We start from the raw sequence: 19364 nt of genomic DNA on the forward strand, positions 1-19364 counted from the left end.
CGTACGGGGGCCGTACCGTCATTGACAGACGACGTGTCTGACGAGGACGGTGAGCGTGATGGCCCGCGACGCTGGCATCAACGAGCCCACGAAGGAGTTCCCCGGTTACCCGACCGGCGACGATCTCAAGGAGCGGTCAACCGCGACACCCGACCCAACCACCGACACACCGGGCGGCTCCGGAGGCGGTGGGGCGGCCCGCGGCCTGCTGGTGCTGCTCGGCGCCGCCGCGCTGGCCGTGGTCGTGCTGCTCGGCATTCAGGCGACCGGCTTCCTACCGGACTTCCGCAACCCGTTCGCCAAGGAGCAGACCGACCGCAGTCAGCCACCGCTGCTGAAGTCGATCCAGGACCTCAGCCGCTACGTGGCCGCCGAGGGCAACTTCCAGGTCGTGGTCGACACGCAGAACGACCGGCGCAACGTTCCGGACTTCCTGCTCAACGAGCGCACCCTGTTCGTCGGGGCCGGCAGCGTCGAGGCGTACGTCGACTTCACCAAGATCGGTGAGGGTGCCGTCGTCCAGTCCGCGGACGGCAAGTCGGTCGAGATCAAACTGCCCGCGCCACAGCTCGGCGAGACCAACCTCGACCTGGAGAAGAGCTACGTCTTCGCCGAGCAGCGCGGCCTGCTCAACCGGCTCGGTGACCTGGTCGGCAACGACCCCAACCGGCAGCAGCAGGTCTACCAGCTCGCCGAGGAACGGATCACCGCCGCCGCGCGGGACAGCGGGCTCTCCGCCCGCGCCGAGGAGAACACCCGCAAGATGCTGGAGGGGCTGCTGCGCTCCCTCGGCTACCAGCAGATCACGGTCACCTACACGGCCCCCTGACCGAGTACGCGGAAACGCCCGCCCCGACGTCCACCGTCGGAGCGGGCGTTGCGCTTGCGTGGTGGGTCAGTGTCCGGTGGAGGCGAGGTAGCGGTCCTCGTTCGGCATCAGGATCCAGAGGATCAGGTAGACGATCACCTGGGTGCCGGGCAGCAGCAGCGACAGCAGGAACAGCAGCCGGACCATCCCGGCGGACATGCCGAACCGCTGACCGAGGCCGGCGCAGACACCGGCGAGCATGCGCCCCTGGCGGGGCCGGACCAGTTTGCGACTCATCGTCGTACTCCCACTCTGCGGCGGTGCGCCGCGTCTGCAATCCACGGTAGAAAGGGGCAGCCACTCCGCCCTCGGTCCCGAGGAGGATCGGCGGTCCGTGGACCCGTAGGTGCTTTACCCGGGCTGCCCCTCGCTGACGCCTCCCGGGACGCCCGCCCGGCGCGCGCCGCCGCCCGCCGCCGTGGAGATCGTGCTCGATCCTGGATGTAGTGGCCTCGGAGGTGGGTGGAGGCAACTGGAACGTGGATCGAGTGTGATCTTGTGATGGCGGGGTGGTGGCGGGCGCGTGGGGCGGTGAGCTGCCGGGTGGGCGGGGTGAGCTGGGCGGGTAGGCTCGCTGGTCGGGCACCCTCACCCCGGGTGGCCGAGCGGCCGCCCGACCGGGCGGCCATCAGCGGGGCCGCCTGATCGGTGGCCACGACCGGGCCGGATCCCAACGGCGGGACGACGGCAAGGAAGCGCAGCGCAGCCATGATCAGTGTTTTCGACCTCTTCAGCGTCGGCATCGGGCCGTCCAGCTCGCACACGGTGGGGCCGATGCGGGCCGCCCGTACGTTCGTGGCGGGGCTCAAGGCCGACGGGCTGCTCACCGGCACCGCGCGGGTGCAGGCTGAGCTGTTCGGCTCGCTGGGTGCCACCGGGCACGGCCACGGCAGCGGGCCGGCCGTGTTGCTGGGGTTGGCGGGCGAGGCGCCGGAGACGGTCGACACCGACACGGTCGGCCCTCGGGTCGAGCGTATTCGCGCCGAGCGGCGGATCAGTCTGCTGGACGCGCACGAGATCGACTTCGACCCGGACCGGGATCTGACGCTGCACCGCCGGCGGTCGCTGCCGTACCACCCGAACGGGATGACCTTCGTGGCGTACGACGACGGTGGCGCCGAGCTGCGCAGCCGCACCTACTACTCGGTGGGCGGCGGCTTCGTGGTGGACGAGGAGGCGGCGGGCGCGGACCGGATCAAGCCGGACAGCACCCGGGTGCGGTACCCGTTCCTGACCGGTGCGCAGCTGTTGGAGCAGACCTCCGCCACCGGGCTGTCGATCAGCGAGGTGATGCTGGCCAACGAGCGTTCCTGGCGCAGCGAGGCGGAGATCCGGGCGGGCCTGCTGGAGATCTGGCGGGTGATGCGGGAGTGCGTGCAGCGTGGCTGCGAGCGGGACGGCGTACTCCCTGGTGGGTTGAAGGTCCGGCGGCGCGCGGCGGAGCTGCGGCGCGGCCTGGAGGCGGACGCCGGGACGGCCGATCCGCTGCACGCCATGGACTGGGTGACGCTGTTCGCGCTCGCGGTGAACGAGGAGAACGCCGCGGGCGGCCGGGTGGTCACCGCGCCGACCAACGGCGCGGCGGGGATCATTCCGGCGGTGCTGCACTACTACAGCCGCTTCATCGACAAGGCCGATGACGACGGCGTGGTGCGGTTCCTGCTGGCGGCCGGGGCGATCGGTGTGCTGTTCAAGGAGAACGCGTCGATCTCCGGCGCGGAGGTCGGCTGTCAGGGTGAGGTCGGCTCGGCGTGCTCGATGGCGGCGGCGGGGCTGGCCGAGGCGCTCGGCGGCACCCCGGAGCAGGTGGAGAACGCGGCCGAGATCGGGATGGAGCACAACCTCGGCCTGACCTGTGACCCGGTGGGTGGCCTGGTGCAGATCCCCTGCATCGAGCGGAACGCGGTGGCTAGCATCAAGGCGATCACGGCCGCCCGGCTGGCGTTGCGCGGTGACGGTGTGCACGCGGTGTCGTTGGACAAGGTCATCAAGACCATGCGGGAGACGGGCGCCGACATGAAGGTCAAGTACAAGGAGACGGCGCGGGGCGGTCTGGCCGTCAACGTGATCGAGTGCTGAGTCCGGCCGATTCGGGGCATTCGTTCACCGACTGCTAACCTGTCGTCCGTTTCGGGAGGCGGGAGGCTCGCGGTGACCTCTGGCGTCGCGGCGTTGTGGTCGCACCGCAACTCGCTGCGCATCCTGGTCAGGCGGGACCTGGCGGTGAAGTACCAGCAGTCGGTGCTGGGCTACTTCTGGTCGCTGATCGAGCCGCTCGGCATGGGCGCCATCTACTGGTTCGTCTTCGGCGTGCTCTACTCCACCGACACCGGGCGGCACCTCGGCGAGGCGGCCGGGTCGTACCCGCTGTTCCTGATCACCGGCATCTTCGCCTGGATGTGGACCAGTTCGGCGCTGAGTGAGGCGACCAACGCGCTGACCGGCCAGTCCCGGCTGATCACCACGATGAACGTGCCGCGTCAGGTCTTCCCGATCGGCCGGGTCACCGGCCGGTTCGCCGAGTACGCGGCCGGCCTGCCGATCCTGATCGCCATCGCGGTGATCTACGCGGCGCACGGTCGGATCCATCCCGGCTGGTCGCTGCTCGCCCTGCCGCTGGCGGTGGCCGTCCAGGCGGCGCTGCTGGTCGGGCTGGCGCTGCTGCTGTCCGCGTGGAACGTGTTGATGCGTGACGTGGAGCGGTTCATGCGGCTGATCATCCGGGTGCTCTTCTACGCCACGCCGATCATCTATCCGCTCAGCCTGGTCCGGGAGTCTGGCCTGCCCGGCTGGCTGAAGGTGGTCTACGAGCTGAACCCGCTGGTCGGGATCTTCCAGCTGCACCACGCGATCTGGTACCCGGACGAGTTCCCGGACGCCCGGCTGCTCGCCACGACGGTCGCCGGCAGCCTGCTGGTGCTCGCCGCCGGCTGGTGGTCGTTCCGCCGGTTGGAGCCAGCCGTGCTCAAGGAACTCTGATGGCCACGCCGATCATCGAGGCCGACGGGCTGGGCATCCGGTTCGTCCGCAACCGTCGCCGTCAGCTGCGGCTGCGGGAGCTGTTCATCCACCGGGGCGGTCGTGGTGCCCTGCCCGGCCAGTTCTGGCCGCTGCGCGACGTGTCGTTCGCCGTCGAGCCGGGCGAGACCGTCGGGGTGATCGGCCGTAACGGCACCGGCAAGAGCACCCTGCTGCGGCTGATCGCCGGGGTGCTCATCCCGGACGAGGGCGCCATCCGTGTGCACGGCGCGGTGGCGCCGCTGCTGGAGTTGTCCGCCGGCTTCTCCAACGACCTGACCGGGCGGGAGAACCTGCACCTGGTCGGTGGCCTGCACGGGCTGTCGACGAGCTACCTGAAACGGCACTTCGACGAGATCGTCGAGTTCGCCGGTGAGCAGGTGGAACGGGCCATCGACACGTCGGTGCGGCACTACTCGTCGGGGATGAAGGTGCGGCTCGGCTTCGCGATCATCTCGCACCTGCCGCACCCGATCCTGCTGATGGACGAGGTGACCGCGGTCGGCGACGCGGAGTTCCGCAAGAAGTGTTACGCGACGATTGATCGTCTGCTCGGGGAGGGGCGCACGCTGGTGCTGGTGTCACACAACGAAAAGGACCTGACCCGGTTCTGCCGTCGGGGGTTGTACCTCGACGCGGGCCGGTTGACGCTCGACGGCACCATCGCCGAGGCGCTCGACGCGTACCACGCCGCGGTTCCGCGGTGACGCTCGCGATCGTGCTCGCCGCCGGGACGCCCGCGGCGGGCCTCAGCACCGCGACCGGTGAGCTGTTGGCCGACCGGCTCGCCGACCAGCTACGCCGGGCCGGGGCGGCCGAGGTGCGCTTCGCCGCCACTTTGGACGAGCTGGCCGCGCTGGCCGACGCCGCCGACGGTCCGCTGCTGGTCACCGGCACCGACCTGGTGGCGCACACCGCCGTCCTGCGGCACCTCGCCACCAGCCCGGTGGGGCCGACCGTGGCGCTGGTGCTGACCGACCCGCCGGTGCCCGGCCGGACGGCCGTGCGTGAGGAGCGCGGCCAGGTGGTCGACGCCGGCCCGCTGACCGACCTCGACGGCGACGCCACCGGCGTGTTCGGAGGCGCGCTGCGGGTCGGCGTGGACGACCTGCCGAACCTCGCCGCCGCCGCCCGGGCCGCAGCCGTCGGCGCGCGGCCCGTCACCGCACCGCTCGGCCCGGCCGGCGACGTGTCGCCGCTGCCGGCGGGCGGGGGCGCCGGCCACGACGATCCCTCCTCCGCCGTGGACCGGCTCTTCGCGGGCCTCGCGGCGCTCGGCACCCTGATCTTCGCCCAGCGGGTACGCCTGCTCGTGGCGCACCGGGTGGAGGACGCCGCGGGACTGGTCGCCGCCGAGGCGGCGGTGACCTCGGTCGACGAGGACCGGGCCGAGCTGCGGCTGGCGGTGAAGGAGAAGGACGACTTCTTCACCACGTACTTCGTCAGCACCTGGTCGCCGCACGTGGTGCGGTGGGCGGCCCGACTTCGGCTCACCCCGACCGGGGTGACGGTGATCTCGGTGCTGTTCGCGCTGGCCGCCGCGGTGCTGTTCGGGGTCGGTGGGCGGCTGGCGCTGGTCGGTGGCGCGGTGCTGCTCTACCTCGGCTTCGTGCTCGACTGCGTGGACGGCCAGCTGGCCCGCTACACCCGGCACTTCAGCGCCTGGGGTGGCTGGCTGGACACGATGGCCGACCGGGCGAAGGAGTACCTGGTCTACGCCGGCCTGGGCTTCGGGGTGAGCCACGCCGGCCTGGGCAACGGCTGGGCCCTCGCCATCGCCGCGATGACGTTGCAGACCGTGCGGCACATGACCGACACCTGGTACGGGGTGCTGCACGACGAGGCGGCCCGCCGGCCACGGGCGGCGGCGGGTGCCAGCGGCGGGATCGGTGACCGGCTGAACGCCGCGTCGACCCGGGTGCAGGCGGACACCGGCTCGCTGTCGTACTGGCTGAAGCGGACCGTGGTCTTCCCGATCGGTGAGCGGTGGGCGTTGATCGCGCTCACCGTGGCGCTGTTCAACCCGCTGGTCAGCCTGATCGCGGTGCTGGTCTGGGGTGCGCTGGCGTTCGCGTACACCGGGGCGCTGCGGACGTTGCGGGCCCGCTGGATGTGGGTGCCGGTGCTGGACACGGTCGACGCCACCCTGCACCGCGACGACGGCCCGGTGGCCCGCCGGCTGCCGGTGGTCCGCCCGATGGGGCCGCTCACCCTGGCGGTGATCGCCGCGCTCGGCCCGGCGGTGCTGCTGGTCACGGCGCTGTGGGGCGACACGCCCGACGGGCTGCGGTGGGCGGTGCCGGTGGCGCTGCTGGTGCTCCTGGCCGGCGGCCTGGGTGCCGGGGCCGCGCACAACGGTCCGCTGGACTGGCTCGTGCCGGCCGCACTGCGGGCCGCCGAGTACCTGTTCGCGATCGCGGTCGGGGTGGTCGGTGGTGCGCCGGGTTGGCTGATCTTCGCGTACGTCTTCGTGCTCACCGTGCACCACTACGACCTGACGGCCCGGCTGGAGAAGCGGCAGACGGCACCGCCGCTGCACGCGGCCACCCTGGGTTGGGACGGGCGTTCGGTCGTGCTGACCCTCGTGGCGATTGCCGGCATCGTGCGTATCGGCATGGCTACACTCGGTGCGTACCTTCTCGTGGTTTTCGTGGCGAGCGTCGTCCTGGCCTGGTTCGTCCGGCCGGCCCGTGGCGCGCGGGCGTCGGCCGCGCCGGTGGGCGCGGGAGGTGCCGTGCCGCGCTGACGGAGGGACGGCCGGATGACCCTGATCAGCTTCGTGGTGCCGGCCTTCCGGGTGCAGGGGTACCTGCGTGAGTGCCTGGACTCCATCCTCGGTCAGCCGATGACCGACGTTGAGGTGATCGCCGTCGACGACTGCTCGCCGGACGCGAGCGGCGAGATCATCGACGAGTACGCGGCCCGTGACCGGCGGGTCCGCTCGGTCCGGCTGCCGGAGAACGTCGGCCTCGGTCCGGCCCGCAACGTCGGGCTGGATCGGGCCGTCGGCGAGTACGTCTGGTTCCTCGACGGCGACGACTGGCTGGCGCCGGAGTGTCTGCCGGCGGTCGCCGAGCGGCTGCGCGCCACCAGCCCGGACGTTCTGCTGGTCGATCACGTCCGGACGCACTGGAACGACACCGTCACCCGCAGCGCGATGGCCGAGGTGTTCCCGGAGTCGCCCGGCGCGGCCACCTTCGGGCTGCGGGAGCGGCCCGAGGCGATGCGGCTGCTGCACACGGCCTGGAATCGGCTGGTCCGCCGACAGTTCCTCGTCGAGCTGGGGTTGCGCTTCGCGCCGGGCTGGTACGAGGACGTCTCCTTCAGCTACCCGGTGCTGATGGCGGCGCGACGGATCGGCGTACTCGATCAGGTCTGTGTCAACTACCGGCAGCGCCGCGCCGGCGCGATCACCCGGACCCGCGGCGACCGGCACTTCGAGGTGTTTCCGCAGTGGCATCGGGTGTTCCACCTGATGGATGAGTGGGGGCCGGCGACGGACGCCCTGCGGCCGGCGGTCTTCGAGCGGATGATCTGGCACTACCTGACCGTGCTCGGCAACGGCCAGCGCATCGCGCCGGAGCTGCGGCCGGCGTTCTTCGCGCAGATCACCGCCGACTACGCGCGCTGGCTGCCGGCCGGCGGCTACCCGGTGCCGGACGGGGTGGAGGGGGTCAAGCACCGGCTCGTCGCCACCGGCCGGTGGCGGACGTTCAGCGCGTTGCGGGCCGCCAGCCGGGCCCGCGACACGGCCCGCCGGCAGGCCCGCACCGCGCGACGGCGGGTCGGTCCGGTGGCCCGGCGCGGTGCCCGACTGACCCGCGACGGCCTGCTGCGCGAGTACTACCGGGCGGAGCTGCGCCGGCCGGTGGACCCGACGCTCGCGGTGTACGCGGCCTACTGGTTTCGGGGGTACTCCTGCAATCCGGCGGCGATCTACGAGGTGGCCCGCCGGCTGGCCCCCGGCGTCCGGGGTGTGTGGATCGTGCGCCGCGACCGGGTGGACGAGGTGCCGGCGGGGGTGGAGTACGTGGTCGCCGGCACCCCGGCCTACTACCGGGCGTTGGCCCGCGCCCGCTGGCTGATCAACAACGTGAACTACCCGGACTTCGTCCGCAAGCGGCCGGAGCAGGTGCACGTGCAGACCCACCACGGCACGCCGGTGAAGGTGATGGGGCTCGACCAGCAGCGCTACCCGATCGGTGCGGGCCGGATGGATTTCGCCGGGCTGTTGCGCCGGGTGGACCGGTGGGACTACAGCGTCAGCTCGAACAGCTTCTCCACCCAGATGTGGGACCGGGCGTACCCGGCCACCTACACCACTCTGGAGGTGGGCTACCCGCGCAACGACCGGCTGGTCACCGCCGGGGCGGACGAGGTGCGCCGGCTGCGCGCCGAGTTCGGCTTCGCCCCCGACGAGCAGGTGGTGCTGTACGCCCCGACGCACCGCGAGCACCTGCCCGGCTATCGGCCGCCGTTCGATCCGGACCGGCTCGTCGAGGCGCTGGGGGAGTCGGGCCGCCTGCTGATGCGCAGCCACTACTTCCACGACCGGGATTGCCGTCCCGGCCGGCCGGTGGACCGCGAACGGGTCCGCGACGTCAGCGGCCACCAGCGGGTGGAGGATCTCTACCTGGTCGCCGACGTGCTGATCACCGACTACTCCTCGGCGATGTTCGACTATGCGGTGCTGGATCGGCCGATCGTGCTCTACACCCCGGACTGGGAGGCGTACCGGCTGGCCCGCGGTGTCTACTTCGACGTGACGGCGGAACCGCCGGGCGCGGTGGTCACCACGTTCGCCGATCTGCTCGACCTGTTCCGTACCGACGCGGTGCGCTCGGATGCGGCGGCCAAGGCCCGTGCGCACTTCCGGGGCCGATTCTGCACTCTGGACGATGGGCGTGCGGCGGAGCGGGTGGTGCGCCGGGTGTTCCTGGGTGAGCCGGCCGAGTGGAGGTTGCTCTGCTGATCGCGACGTGCCGCGTCCTGTCGCGTAATGGCAGCGTCACAGGGGGAACATGAGACGTTTACCCGATGTGCTGATTCGATGATCCTGGCCACAGTCTTGTGGGGTTCGGCCGACAAGCTGGGGGAGGTGACGGTGAGCACCGTCGCGCTCAAGGACGTAAGCAAGATCTTCAAGGACGGCACGCTGGCCGTCGACAGCATCAACCTGGATGTCAACGACGGCGAGTTCATGGTGCTGCTCGGCCCGTCCGGCTGTGGGAAGTCCACGGTGCTGCGGATGATCGCCGGCCTGGAGGATCCGACCCAGGGTGCGGTCCTGCTCGACGGGGAACTCGCCAACGACCTGCCCCCACGGGACCGGAAGATCGCCATGGTCTTCCAGGACTTCGCGCTCTACCCGCACATGACCGTCGGCGACAACATCGCGTTCCCTCTGCGGCTGTCCGGCGTCGAGCCGGTGCCACGCGGTGAGCGGGTCACCGACGTCGCCAGCGCGCTGGGCATCGGCGACGTGCTGGCCCGCAAGCCGGGGCAGCTCTCCGGTGGGCAGCGGCAGCGGGTCGCGATGGGTCGGGCCATCGTCCGCCGGCCCGGCCTGTTCCTGATGGACGAACCGCTGTCCAACCTGGACAGCGGCCTGCGCGCCGAGCTGCGCGCGGAGATCTCCGGCCTCACCCGGGAACTCGGCGTCACCACCGTCTACGTCACCCACGACCAGGCCGAGGCGCTCACCATGGCCGACCGGGTCGCCATCATGCGCCGCGGCGTGCTCCAGGACGTGGGCACACCAACCCAGGTGTACGGGCGGCCGGCGACGCTCTACGTGGCCGCGTTCCTGGGCAGCCCGCGGATGAACCTGCTGGAGGCGTCGGTCTACGTCCACCTCGACCGGTACGTCACGCTCAACCTCGGCGAGCAGTCCCTCTACCTGCCCTGGAACGACATCCGGAGCCGGGCGGTGGCGCACTACCACGGCGAGCGGATCGTCGTCGGCATGCGCGCCGAGGCGCTCACCCCGGTCTCCCCGGACAGCGCCGGCGACGTGCTGCACGGCCGGATCCGCTACCTGGAGCACCACGGGCACGAGTCGCTCGCGTTCCTCGACATCGGGGCCACGGCGATCATGGTCGACGAGATGGGTGCTCCGTTGGACCCGCCGCCGGTGGGTCAGCGGGGCCTGCGCCGGTTCGGCTCGGTGATGCAGCGGCTCACCGGTAAGCCGGTCGAGCCGGTCGAGGCGCCGACCGGCGGCAACCGGACGAGCGTTCTGCCCGACCCGGGCCGGCACCACCGGCGCCCCGCGGAGCTGGCGGTGCGGTTGGCGCCGTACCCGGCGGTCACCGCCGGTCACCAGCTCGCGGTCTCGGTGCGGATGGACGCGCTGCACTTCTTCGACGAGCGCGGAGCGCGGATCGACGTCGGCTGGCGCTGACGATTCGCCGCGACGGGGTGGCGGCGGCATCGACCGGTGTCCTACCGTCTGCGCACCCAGTCCACTGTGAGACTCCACCGAGAGGGGTGCACCCGTGTCGGGTGACCGTCCCAGCCCGCTCGTCATCGAGCGCATCCTGCGTGACCGCCAGGGCATCTGGCAGCAGATCGTCGCCGAAGGTGACCTGAACGCGTTGACCGGGCGGATGCTGGCCAGCTCCGCCATCGCGCTCGGCTGCTACGGGGCGGTGCTGGGCGCGTTCCACAGCCCGTTGATGGCGCTGACCTCCGCGCTCAAGCTGCCACTGCTGTTCCTGGTCACGTTGGCCATCTGCCTGCCCACGCTCTACCTGTTCAACCTGGTCTTCGGAGCTCGGCTCTCGGTACGCCAGTCGCTGGCGCTGGTGATGGTGGCCATCACGGTCACCTCGATGCTCGCGGTGGCGTTCGCCCCGATCAGCCTCTTCTTCCTGATCACCGCCCCCGACTACGGGTTCTTCAAGCTCCTCAACGTGGCGATCCTGACCCTGTCGGCGCTGGTCGGGCTGCGCTTCCTGACCGGCGGGATGCAGGTGCTCAACGACCACGGCCTGCTCGCCCCGGAGGCCGCCACCGCGCAGGTCAACCCACAGGCCACCGTGTCGGCACCGGCGCAGGTCGCCGCACCGGCTGCCGTGCCCGCGGGCTCGGTGCCGGCCGAGGCGCCGGCGACCGGCGCGAGTGCCGAACCGGTCGCCGTGCCGGCCGGCGCGGCAGCGGCCGGGTCGACCTCGAACGGCGCCACCACCGCCGCGCCGGCGCAGGTTCCCGCGCAGTGGGTCGGGCAGCCGGCGGGCGCCTCGTTCCCGTCCGGCATGGTGGCGCCCGGCTTCCCGCCGGCGCAGCGCCCATGGGGCAGCCCGCCGGTGCGGCGCGGCGAGCCGACGCAACGACCGGCCAGCATGACCCTGCTCTACATCTGGATCCTGCTCTTCGGCTTCGTCGGCACCCAGTTGGCGTGGACGCTGCGGCCGTTCTTCGGCGACCCGGGCCAGGATTTCGCCCTCTTCCGCAGCATCGACGGCAACTTCTACGCAGAGATCCTGCGGACGATCGCCAACCTCTGAGCCTCCCCGCCCCGCCCCTGACCTGGGGGCGGGGCTTGCCGGGGATGTTACCGGCGAGTAGCGTCGGGGCATGTCAGTCGACTCACGCCAGGTGGCGGCCGGGATGCTCGAAGCCGTGCCGTTCGCTCGTACGCTCGGCTTCGAGTTCGTCGAGGTCGCCCCGGAGGCCGACGGCGGGGTGCGGGCGGTCGTCCGGTTGCCCGACACGCCGGCCACCCACAACCACGTCGGCGGTCCGCACGCCGGTGCGATGTTCACCCTCGGTGAGACGGCCACCGGCGCGGTCGTCCTGGCCGCCTTCGGCCATCTCCTCGACCGGGTCACCCCGCTCGCCGTGCGCGCCGAGATCGCGTACCGCAAGTTGGCCCTGGGGCCGGTGCTGGCCACGGCCCGGCTCTCCCGGCCGCCGGCCGAGGTGATCGCCGAGCTGGACGCCGGGCGGCGTCCCGAGTTCGCGGTGCCGGTGGTGATCGCCACCGAGGATGGCAGGCCCACCTCGGAGATGACCGTGATCTGGACGCTGCGGCCCAACTGAGCCGCGTCGAGGGCGGCGGAAACGGGTTTGCGGGACCGGCCGGGTGGTTAGATTCGTACCGTGCTGGGCCTACCTGCTCATGTGACCGCCTGTCTCTTCGATCTGGACGGTGTGCTGACGCAGACCGCCCTGGTGCACAACGCCGCTTGGACGCAGACCTTCGACGAGTTCCTGCGGCAGCGCGCCTCCGCCACCGGCGAGCCCTTCCAGCCGTTCGACCCCGGCCCGGACTACAACCGCTACGTCGACGGCCGGCCCCGGGCCGACGGCGTCCGAGCGTTCCTCGCCTCCCGCGGGATCGTGCTGCCCGAGGGCAGTCCCGACGACCCGCCGACCGCCGACACGGTCAACGGTGTGGGCAACCGCAAGAACGTCCTGCTGCTGGACCGGCTGCGCAGCTCCGGTGTGGACGTCTACCCGGGTTCGGTGCGCTACCTGCAGGCGGCGGCCGCCGCCGGGCTGCGCCGAGCCGTGGTGACCGCGAGCGCCAACGGGCGTGAGGTGGTCGCCGCCGCCGGGCTGGAGCCACTGCTCGAAGCGCGGGTCGACGGGCTGGTGGCCCGGGCCCAGGGGCTGCGCGGCAAACCGCAACCCGACAGCTTCCTGGCCGGGGCCAGGCTGCTCGGTGTCGACCCGACGCGGGCCGCCGTCTTCGAGGACGCGCTGTCCGGCGTGGCCGCCGGCCGGGCCGGCGGCTTCGGTTACGTGGTGGGCGTCGACCGGGTCGGCCAGGCCGACGAACTGCTCGCCCACGGTGCCGACATCGTGGTCACGGACCTCGCCGACCTGCTCGACGCCGCCGACCCACCGGCGCCACGCCCGGCCGGACAGCGGGGCACCGCGTGATCCGGGAACGGGCCTACCCCGTCGAACCGTGGCACGTCCGGGAGACCCGGCTAGACATGGACGTGCTGGCCCAGTCCGAGTCGGTCTTCGCGCTCTCCAACGGGCACGTGGGGCTGCGCGGCAACCTCGACGAGGGCGAGCCGCACGGCCTGCCCGGCACCTACCTCAACTCGTTCTACGAGCTGCGCCCCCTGCCGTACGCGGAGGCCGGCTACGGCTTCCCCGAGTCCGGGCAGACCATCGTCAACGTCACCAACGGCAAGCTGATCAGGCTGCTCGTCGACGACGAACCCCTCGACGTGCGCTACGGCGAGCTGATCGCCCACGAGCGGATCCTCGACATGCGGGCCGGCACCCTGCACCGCGAGCTGCACTGGCGGTCACCGGCCGGCCGGGAGGTCAAGGTCCGCAGCACCCGGCTGGTGTCGTTCACGCAGCGCTCGGTCGCCGCCATCAGTTACGAGGTGGAGGCGGTCGACGGCCCGCTGCGGCTGATCGTGCAATCCGAGTTGGTGGCCAACGAGTCGCTGCCGGCGCAGAGCAAGGACCCCCGGGTCGCGGCCGTCCTGGAATCCCCGTTGCAGGCCGAGGAGGAGCTGACCACCCCGGACGGCGGGCAGCTGATCCACCGCACCAAGGTGTCCGGGCTGCGGGTCGCCGCCGCGATGGAACACGAGGTGCACGGCCCCGAGCACACCACCATCGAGTCCGAGGGGTACCAGGACTGGGTCCGCACCACGGTCGGCTGCGTCCTCAAACCCGGCGAGAAGCTGCGGGTGGTCAAGTACCTGACGTACGGCTGGTCGAGCCGACGGTCGCTGCCCGCCCTGCGCGACCAGGTCGGCGCGGCGCTGGCCGCGGCCAAGCTGGACGGTTGGGAGGGGCTCTGCCGGGAGCAGCGCGGCTACCTCGACGAGTTCTGGGACGCGGCCGACGTACGGGTCGAGGGTGATCCGGAGGTGCAGCAGGCCGTCCGGTTCGGTCTCTTCCACGTGCTCCAGGCCGGCTCCCGCGCCGAGCGGCGGCCCATCTCGGCGAAGGGGCTCACCGGCCCCGGGTACGACGGGCACGCCTTCTGGGACACCGAGATGTTCGTCCTGCCGGTGCTCACGTACACCCAGCCGAGCGCGGTGCGCAACGCGTTGCACTGGCGGCACAGCACGCTGGACAGCGCCCGGGAGCGGGCCGAGACGCTGAACCTGAAAGGCGCCGCCTTCCCCTGGCGGACCATCGGGGGTCCGGAGTCCTCCGGCTACTGGCCGGCCGGCACGGCGGCCTTCCACATCGCCGCCGACATCGCCGACGCGCTGCGCCGGTACGTCCTGGTCACCGGGGACACCGCACTGGAGCGGGAGATCGGGCTGGAGCTGCTGGTCGAGACCGCCCGGTTGTGGCGTTCGCTCGGGCACCACGACCGGCACGGGCAGTTCCACATCGACGGGGTGACCGGCCCGGACGAGTACACCGCCGTGAAGAACGACAACGTCTACACCAACCTGATGGCGCAGCGGAACCTGCTCTCCGCCGCCGACGTGGTCATGCGCTACCGGGACGACGCCGCCCACCTCGGGGTCACCGACGAGGAGGCGGCGAGCTGGCGGGACGCGGCCAGCTCCATGCACGTCCCCTACGACGACGAGATCGGCGTCCACCAGCAGGTGGAGGGGTTCACCCGGCTCGAGGAGTGGGACTTCGCGCACACATCGGCGGAGAAGTACCCGCTGCTGCTGCACTACCCGTACTTCGACCTGTACCGCAAGCAGGTGGTCAAGCAGGCCGACCTGGTGCTGGCCATGCACTGGCGGGGGGACGCGTTCACCCCCGAGGAGAAGGTCCGCAACTTCCTCTACTACGAGCGGCGCACCGTGCGGGACTCGTCGCTGTCGGCCTGCACTCAGTCCGTGCTCGCCGCCGAGGTGGGCCATCCCGAACTGGCGCACATCTATCTGCGCGAGGCCGCGCTGATGGACCTGCACGACCTCAACGAGAACACCCGCGACGGCGTGCACATGGCCTCGCTGGCCGGCGCATGGATCGCCCTGGTCGGCGGCCTCGGTGGCCTGCGCGACCACGACGGCCGGCTGTCGTTCGCGCCCCGGCTGTCCAGTCGCCTGAGTCGGCTGGAGTTCTCGCTCCAGTGGCGTGGCCTGGCGCTGCGGGTGGACGTCCGGCCACACCAGACGACGTACTCGCTGCGGCACGGTGGGCCGGACGACGTGATCGAGCTGCGTCACCACGACCAGGATCTGCGGGTCACCTGCGACGAGCCGGTGACCGTACCGGTGCCGCCCGCCGAGCCGTCCGGACCGCGGCCGGAGCAACCGCCGGGCCGGTCGCCGCTGCTGCGGCTGCCCGAGCACCAGCAGTAACGGCCGGGGCGGGAAGGATCCCGCCCCGGCCGTCGCACCGCTGGGTCAGATGGGCTCGCCGGTGGACGGGCGCCCGATCGCGTCCCGGGGCGCCATCGCCTTCGGGTCGTCGGGCAGGCGGGCCGAGGCGGCCTGGTCCCCGAAGTCTTGATTGCGCTCGGCGTCCTGTTCCCGCCGGTCCCGTTCGGTCATCTGCTGCTGCCGGGATATCTGCTGCTTGGCCATGGCGATCCTCGCGATCCGTCGGGGCGCGGTTGCGCCGACACGGTCTGCGGTCGCTCGTCGCGTACCCGACGCCCCGGCGCACAAACGCGGCCGTACGGTGCCGCCGGCCGCGTGCGTGCCGTGCGGCGGGCCGGGTACCCGGACCGCAGGCGACCACGCGGAGGTGGGGGCATGGACGTGCGGCGCAGCACGGTGACGATTCCGGTGGGGGACGTTCAACTCCCCGCCGACCTGACGATGCCCGCCCAACCGGTCGGCGTGGTGCTGTTCGCGCACGGCAGCGGTAGTTCCCGGCACAGCCCGCGCAACGTGGAGGTGGCCGGGACGCTGAACGACCGAGGGCTCGGCACGGTGCTGGTGGATCTGCTGAGCCCGGCGGAGGACGAGGTGGACGCGCGCACCGCCGAGCTGCGCTTCGACATCGGGCTGTTGGCGAACCGGCTCGCCGGCATCGTCGACTGGCTGGCGGTCGAGCGGCCCGCTGGTGACGTACCCATCGGCCTGTTCGGCGCCAGCACGGGTGCCGCCGCCGCCCTGGTCGCGGCGTCGTCCCGCGCCGACCGGGTGGGTGCCGTGGTCAGCCGGGGCGGCCGGCCGGACCTCGCCGGCGCCGCGCTGACCCAGGTGCGTACGCCGACGCTGCTGCTGGTCGGCGGCCTGGACGAGGAGGTGCTCGCGCTGAACGAGCAAGCGTCGGCCGAGCTGGGCGACGTCGGTGAGCTGCGGGTCGTCCCCGGTGCCACCCACCTCTTCGAGGAGCCCGGCACCCTCGACCGGGTCGCCGAGTTCGCCGGCGCCTGGTTCACCACCCACCTCAGCCGGTGATCAGACCGCTCGCGGCGGACCGGCGTCGTTGGACGGTGTCGATGACGCGCCAGACGACGGCGGTGATCGGGACGCTGACGAACGCGCCGGCGATGCCCGCGATCAGCGTGCCGGCGGTGACCGCCACCAGGATCACCGCAGGATGCAGCCGGACCTGCCGCTTCATGACCAACGGCTCCAGCAGGTTGCCCTCGATCTGCTGCACGGCGATGACCGCGGCGAGGGTGAGCAGCGCGGTGGTCGGACCGTTGGCGGCCAGCGCCACCAGCACCGCCACCGCACCTGCCACGGTCGCCCCGATGATCGGCACGAAGCCGCCGAGGAAGGTGATCAGCGCCAGCGGCAGGGCGAGCGGCACCCGGAGCAGCACCAGGGCCAGACCGATGCCGATCGCGTCGATGGCCGCGATGAGCATCGTTCCCCGGCTGTACGCGCCCAGCGTCTGCCAGCCGGCCCGGCCGGCCTCGGTCATCACCGGCCGGGTCGGATCGGCCACCCGGGACAGCATCCAGTGCCACATCGATCGGCCGTCCTTGAGCAGGAAGAACAGCAGCACAAGGGCGAGCAGCGCGGAGCCGACCACCTCACTGGCGGTCCGGGCGCCTGCCACCGGGTCCGGTGAGCTGCCACTGAGCCCCTGGCGGGCCTGCTCGACCAGCTTGTCCAGTTGGGCGTCGCTGACCGGCAGCGTGGACGTGACGAAGTCCCGACTGCGATCCAGCCCCTGGGTCAGCTCCTGGCTGAGCTGGTCGAACTGGCTGGCGGTCAGGTTCCACACCAGCGCGCCGAGCCCGACCAGGATGCCGAGCAGCAGCAGCACGGTCAGCAGCGCGGCCAGCGCCGCCGGCAGGCGCAGTCGGCGCAACAGGAGCAGCACCGGGTCGAGCAGCGCGGTGAGGAAGATGGTGGCGGCCAGCGCGATCGCCAGTGGCGCCAGCAGTACGGCGATCTTGCCCAGCAGGTAGAGCCCGGCGACGATCACCACCAGGCAGGCGCTCCACAGCACCGCCGTGCGGACCAGCCAGGGCAGCGCCGTCCACGCCTGGCGCGGGCCGGTGCCGTCCGTCACCGGGCTGCCGTCCGTCGTCGTCGTGCTGCCCGTCGTCACCGTGCTGCCTCGTGTCGGTGTGCTGCCGGTGGTCGGCGCGGTGTCCGCACCGGGTTCGTCTGCCGCCATGTCGGCCCTCCTCGATCTCGGCGAGGTCGGTACCCGGCCGGCCGTGCGCCGACACCCGCTGGGGCTGGTCGGCGGCGTGGCGTGTGTATTCAGGACAGTCCGGATGGGCCGGTTCGCGCCGCCCGCGCGGATCGTACGCCGCTGCGGGCGCTCCGGTCGGGTGTTCACGGTCCACGCCCGGACCGTCGGTGTTTACGCCGCCAGGCCCAGGGAACGCTGACGGCCCAGTACGCGACCGGGAAGCGATCGACCGGAGGGGGCACATCGTGGGTGACTTCATGGACAAGGCCAAGGACGTCGCGGACAAGCACGACAAGCAGGTCGACCAGGGGCTGGACAAGGCCGGCGACATGGCCGACAAGCGCACCGGCGGCAAGTACGACGACCAGATCGACAAGGGCGTCGACCAGGTCCAGGCGCGCACCGGTGAGGGCGATCAGGTCCGCTGACGTAACCGACGTCCCGGGCCGCCGAGGGTTCGGCGGCCCGGGAGTGCGGTCCGGACCGGACGATGGTCAGCGCTGCTGCTGCTGCTTGCGCAGCTCGCCCATCGTGGTCGGCCGGTCGCTCAGTGCGTCGCGCAGCCGGTCGATCATCCCGGTGCCCGGGGCGAGCAGCTTGTTCGCCGGCGGGTGGTCCGGTGCGCCCGGGTGTGGTCGGGTCGGTGCGATCTGCTTGAACGCGGTCACCTTCGCGGCCAGCTCGACCAGTTCCTCCCCGGCCGTGGCGGCACGCAGCCGGGGGAACAACTCGTTCTCCTCGTCCCGCACGTGGTGCCGGATGGTGCTGGTCAGGTGGGCGAGCAACTCGTCGAAGCGGGGGTCGGACGGGTCGATCGACTCCAGCTCCTTCATGGTCCTCTCGGCGTCGGCGTGCTCGACGATCTCGTGCTCGGCGATCTGGTCCCCGTCGGGCAGTACCTGGCGGGCGGTCGGGTAGACGTACGCCTCCTCGGCCTCCGCGTGACGGACCAGTTCGGCGATCACCACGTCGACGAGTTGGCGGCGGTACTCCGGGGTGCCCTGCCGGGTCTCCAGTTCGAGGAAGAGGACCTCGACTGCACGGTGGTCAGCGACGAGGATGTCGACGACGTCCTCGTCGTCGGTGGTCTCTGGACTGCTCATGTTCGGCCCCTTACCGGTTGCGGATCGGTGGGTGTGTGGCCCCTGGTACCCGGCACCGGTCGCCCAAACCTACGGTCGCCGATGGATCCGCCGCCGGGCGTTTTCCGCGCAGGTACGGCTGCCGTACGCTTCGTCTCGGCCCGCCCTCACGGTTTCCAGTGAGGAGCAGTCATGCCCTTGAACCGCCTGCTGGCCCTCGGGCTCGGCGTGTGCACGGCGGTGGCGCTGAGCGTCCCGCTGGTCGCGGCGCCAACGCGCTGCTCGCCGCGGCCCGACTGACGGTCGCACTGGACGCCCTCAACGGCCGCTGGCCCGGAGTGACCGTCAACGTCGGGCACCTGCACGCCGGGGATCGGCCGAACGTGGTCGCCGACCGCGCCCGGATGCTGGTCGACCTTCGCGCCTGGCGCACCGGCGAGTACGAGGCCGCGCTGGCCGAGATCCGGCGGCTGGTGGCTCTGCCGACCGTGTCGGGGGTCCGGGCCGAGGTGTCCGTGCACGCGCCCACCCCGCCCTGGGAGCCGCGCCCGGCCGACCGCCGGCTCACCGAGTTGGCGGCGAAGGTGGGGGCGGGGCTGGGCGTACCGGTGTCCCACACCGCCACGGGTGGTTGTGCCGATGCGAACCTGCTGGCCGAGGCGGGTGCGGCGGTGCTGGACGGGCTCGGTCCGGTCGGCGGCGCGGACCACAGCCCGTCGGAGTGGCTGGACCTGGACTCCGTCGTACCCCGCACCGCCCTGCTCGCCGGCCTGATCGACCAGGTCAGCGGGGACAACGGCGGCTGACGCCGACGCCCGGTTGCCGGTGGTGCCGATGGGGTCGGCGGGGCGTACGGGCACGATTGCCGGGCCGCCGCCGGGGTAACCGCC

General features: G+C 71.9%; 18 protein-coding genes. 14 read left to right on the forward strand and 4 right to left on the reverse strand.

What is annotated here, in order from left to right:
* Window positions 1-58 precede the first annotated feature (58 nt).
* Window positions 59-829 (forward strand): DUF4230 domain-containing protein, encoded by a 771-nt coding sequence (locus F8271_RS02600; protein ID WP_151487980.1) that lies wholly within the window; start codon window positions 59-61, stop codon window positions 827-829.
* 66 nt (window positions 830-895) lie between these two features.
* Here the strand turns inward: F8271_RS02600 and F8271_RS02605 are convergent, their stop codons facing one another.
* Window positions 896-1105: a PspC domain-containing protein gene (locus F8271_RS02605; RefSeq protein ID WP_007454856.1), complete on the reverse strand. Its 210-nt coding sequence runs from the start codon at window positions 1103-1105 to the stop codon at window positions 896-898.
* Between the two features lie 471 nt (window positions 1106-1576).
* Between F8271_RS02605 and F8271_RS02610 the strand changes: the two genes are divergently transcribed.
* From F8271_RS02610 to F8271_RS02655, 10 genes are all read left to right on the forward strand, one after another.
* Entirely contained in the window at window positions 1577-2947 is a 1371-nt protein-coding gene (locus tag F8271_RS02610) for an L-serine ammonia-lyase (RefSeq protein ID WP_151487981.1), read from the forward strand.
* A 72-nt stretch (window positions 2948-3019) separates the two neighbouring features.
* On the forward strand, window positions 3020-3847 hold the full coding sequence (locus tag F8271_RS02615; protein WP_151487982.1) for an ABC transporter permease: 828 nt from the start codon (window positions 3020-3022) through the stop codon (window positions 3845-3847).
* Complete coding sequence (locus tag F8271_RS02620) at window positions 3847-4593, forward strand: ABC transporter ATP-binding protein (protein ID WP_151487983.1); 747 nt, start codon at window positions 3847-3849, stop codon at window positions 4591-4593. Before F8271_RS02615 ends, F8271_RS02620 begins: the two co-directional genes overlap by 1 nt.
* Window positions 4590-6632, forward strand: coding sequence for a DUF5941 domain-containing protein (locus F8271_RS02625; protein WP_151487984.1), 2043 nt, complete (start codon window positions 4590-4592; stop codon window positions 6630-6632). The genes F8271_RS02620 and F8271_RS02625 overlap by 4 nt, the downstream gene beginning before the upstream one ends.
* Window positions 6633-6647: 15 nt before the next feature.
* Window positions 6648-8858, forward strand: a complete 2211-nt coding sequence (locus F8271_RS02630) for a bifunctional glycosyltransferase family 2 protein/CDP-glycerol:glycerophosphate glycerophosphotransferase (RefSeq protein WP_151487985.1) — start codon at window positions 6648-6650, stop codon at window positions 8856-8858.
* A gap of 132 nt (window positions 8859-8990) precedes the next feature.
* The gene (locus F8271_RS02635; protein ID WP_151488022.1) at window positions 8991-10289 is read left to right on the forward strand and encodes an ABC transporter ATP-binding protein; all 1299 of its coding nucleotides are present in this window, start codon (window positions 8991-8993) and stop codon (window positions 10287-10289) included.
* 94 nt (window positions 10290-10383) lie between these two features.
* Window positions 10384-11394 (forward strand): hypothetical protein, encoded by a 1011-nt coding sequence (locus F8271_RS02640; RefSeq protein ID WP_151487986.1) that lies wholly within the window; start codon window positions 10384-10386, stop codon window positions 11392-11394.
* A gap of 70 nt (window positions 11395-11464) precedes the next feature.
* Complete coding sequence (locus tag F8271_RS02645; protein WP_151487987.1) at window positions 11465-11929, forward strand: DUF4442 domain-containing protein; 465 nt, start codon at window positions 11465-11467, stop codon at window positions 11927-11929.
* A gap of 60 nt (window positions 11930-11989) precedes the next feature.
* Window positions 11990-12775 carry an HAD family phosphatase gene (locus F8271_RS02650; RefSeq protein WP_151487988.1) on the forward strand — a complete coding sequence of 262 codons (786 nt, stop codon included), beginning with the start codon at window positions 11990-11992 and terminating at the stop codon, window positions 12773-12775.
* Complete coding sequence (locus tag F8271_RS02655) at window positions 12772-15144, forward strand: glycoside hydrolase family 65 protein (protein WP_151487989.1); 2373 nt, start codon at window positions 12772-12774, stop codon at window positions 15142-15144. Before F8271_RS02650 ends, F8271_RS02655 begins: the two co-directional genes overlap by 4 nt.
* A 45-nt stretch (window positions 15145-15189) precedes the next feature.
* Here F8271_RS02655 and F8271_RS02660 read toward each other — a convergent pair whose 3' ends face one another.
* Window positions 15190-15369, reverse strand: coding sequence for a hypothetical protein (locus tag F8271_RS02660; RefSeq protein WP_151487990.1), 180 nt, complete (start codon window positions 15367-15369; stop codon window positions 15190-15192).
* A gap of 171 nt (window positions 15370-15540) precedes the next feature.
* Between F8271_RS02660 and F8271_RS02665 the strand changes: the two genes are divergently transcribed.
* Window positions 15541-16194, forward strand: a complete 654-nt coding sequence (locus tag F8271_RS02665; protein ID WP_151487991.1) for a dienelactone hydrolase family protein — start codon at window positions 15541-15543, stop codon at window positions 16192-16194.
* On the opposite strand, the gene F8271_RS02670 is transcribed toward F8271_RS02665, so the two are convergent.
* Window positions 16184-17371 (reverse strand): AI-2E family transporter, encoded by a 1188-nt coding sequence (locus F8271_RS02670; protein ID WP_151487992.1) that lies wholly within the window; start codon window positions 17369-17371, stop codon window positions 16184-16186. The two genes, F8271_RS02665 and F8271_RS02670, sit on opposite strands and share 11 nt — an antisense overlap.
* Window positions 17372-17649: 278 nt before the next feature.
* Between F8271_RS02670 and F8271_RS02675 the strand changes: the two genes are divergently transcribed.
* A complete protein-coding gene (locus tag F8271_RS02675; RefSeq protein ID WP_370461845.1) occupies window positions 17650-17820 on the forward strand; it encodes an antitoxin in 171 nt (56 codons plus the stop codon).
* Window positions 17821-17886: 66 nt separating this feature from the next.
* On the opposite strand, the gene F8271_RS02680 is transcribed toward F8271_RS02675, so the two are convergent.
* Window positions 17887-18495: a hemerythrin domain-containing protein gene (locus F8271_RS02680; RefSeq protein ID WP_151487994.1), complete on the reverse strand. Its 609-nt coding sequence runs from the start codon at window positions 18493-18495 to the stop codon at window positions 17887-17889.
* A gap of 209 nt (window positions 18496-18704) precedes the next feature.
* Between F8271_RS02680 and F8271_RS02685 the strand changes: the two genes are divergently transcribed.
* Complete coding sequence (locus tag F8271_RS02685) at window positions 18705-19280, forward strand: M20/M25/M40 family metallo-hydrolase (protein ID WP_225854126.1); 576 nt, start codon at window positions 18705-18707, stop codon at window positions 19278-19280.
* Window positions 19281-19364 lie beyond the last annotated feature (84 nt).

Source organism: Micromonospora sp. ALFpr18c (genome assembly GCF_008868155.1).
Classification (GTDB): Bacteria; Actinomycetota; Actinomycetes; order Mycobacteriales; family Micromonosporaceae; genus Micromonospora.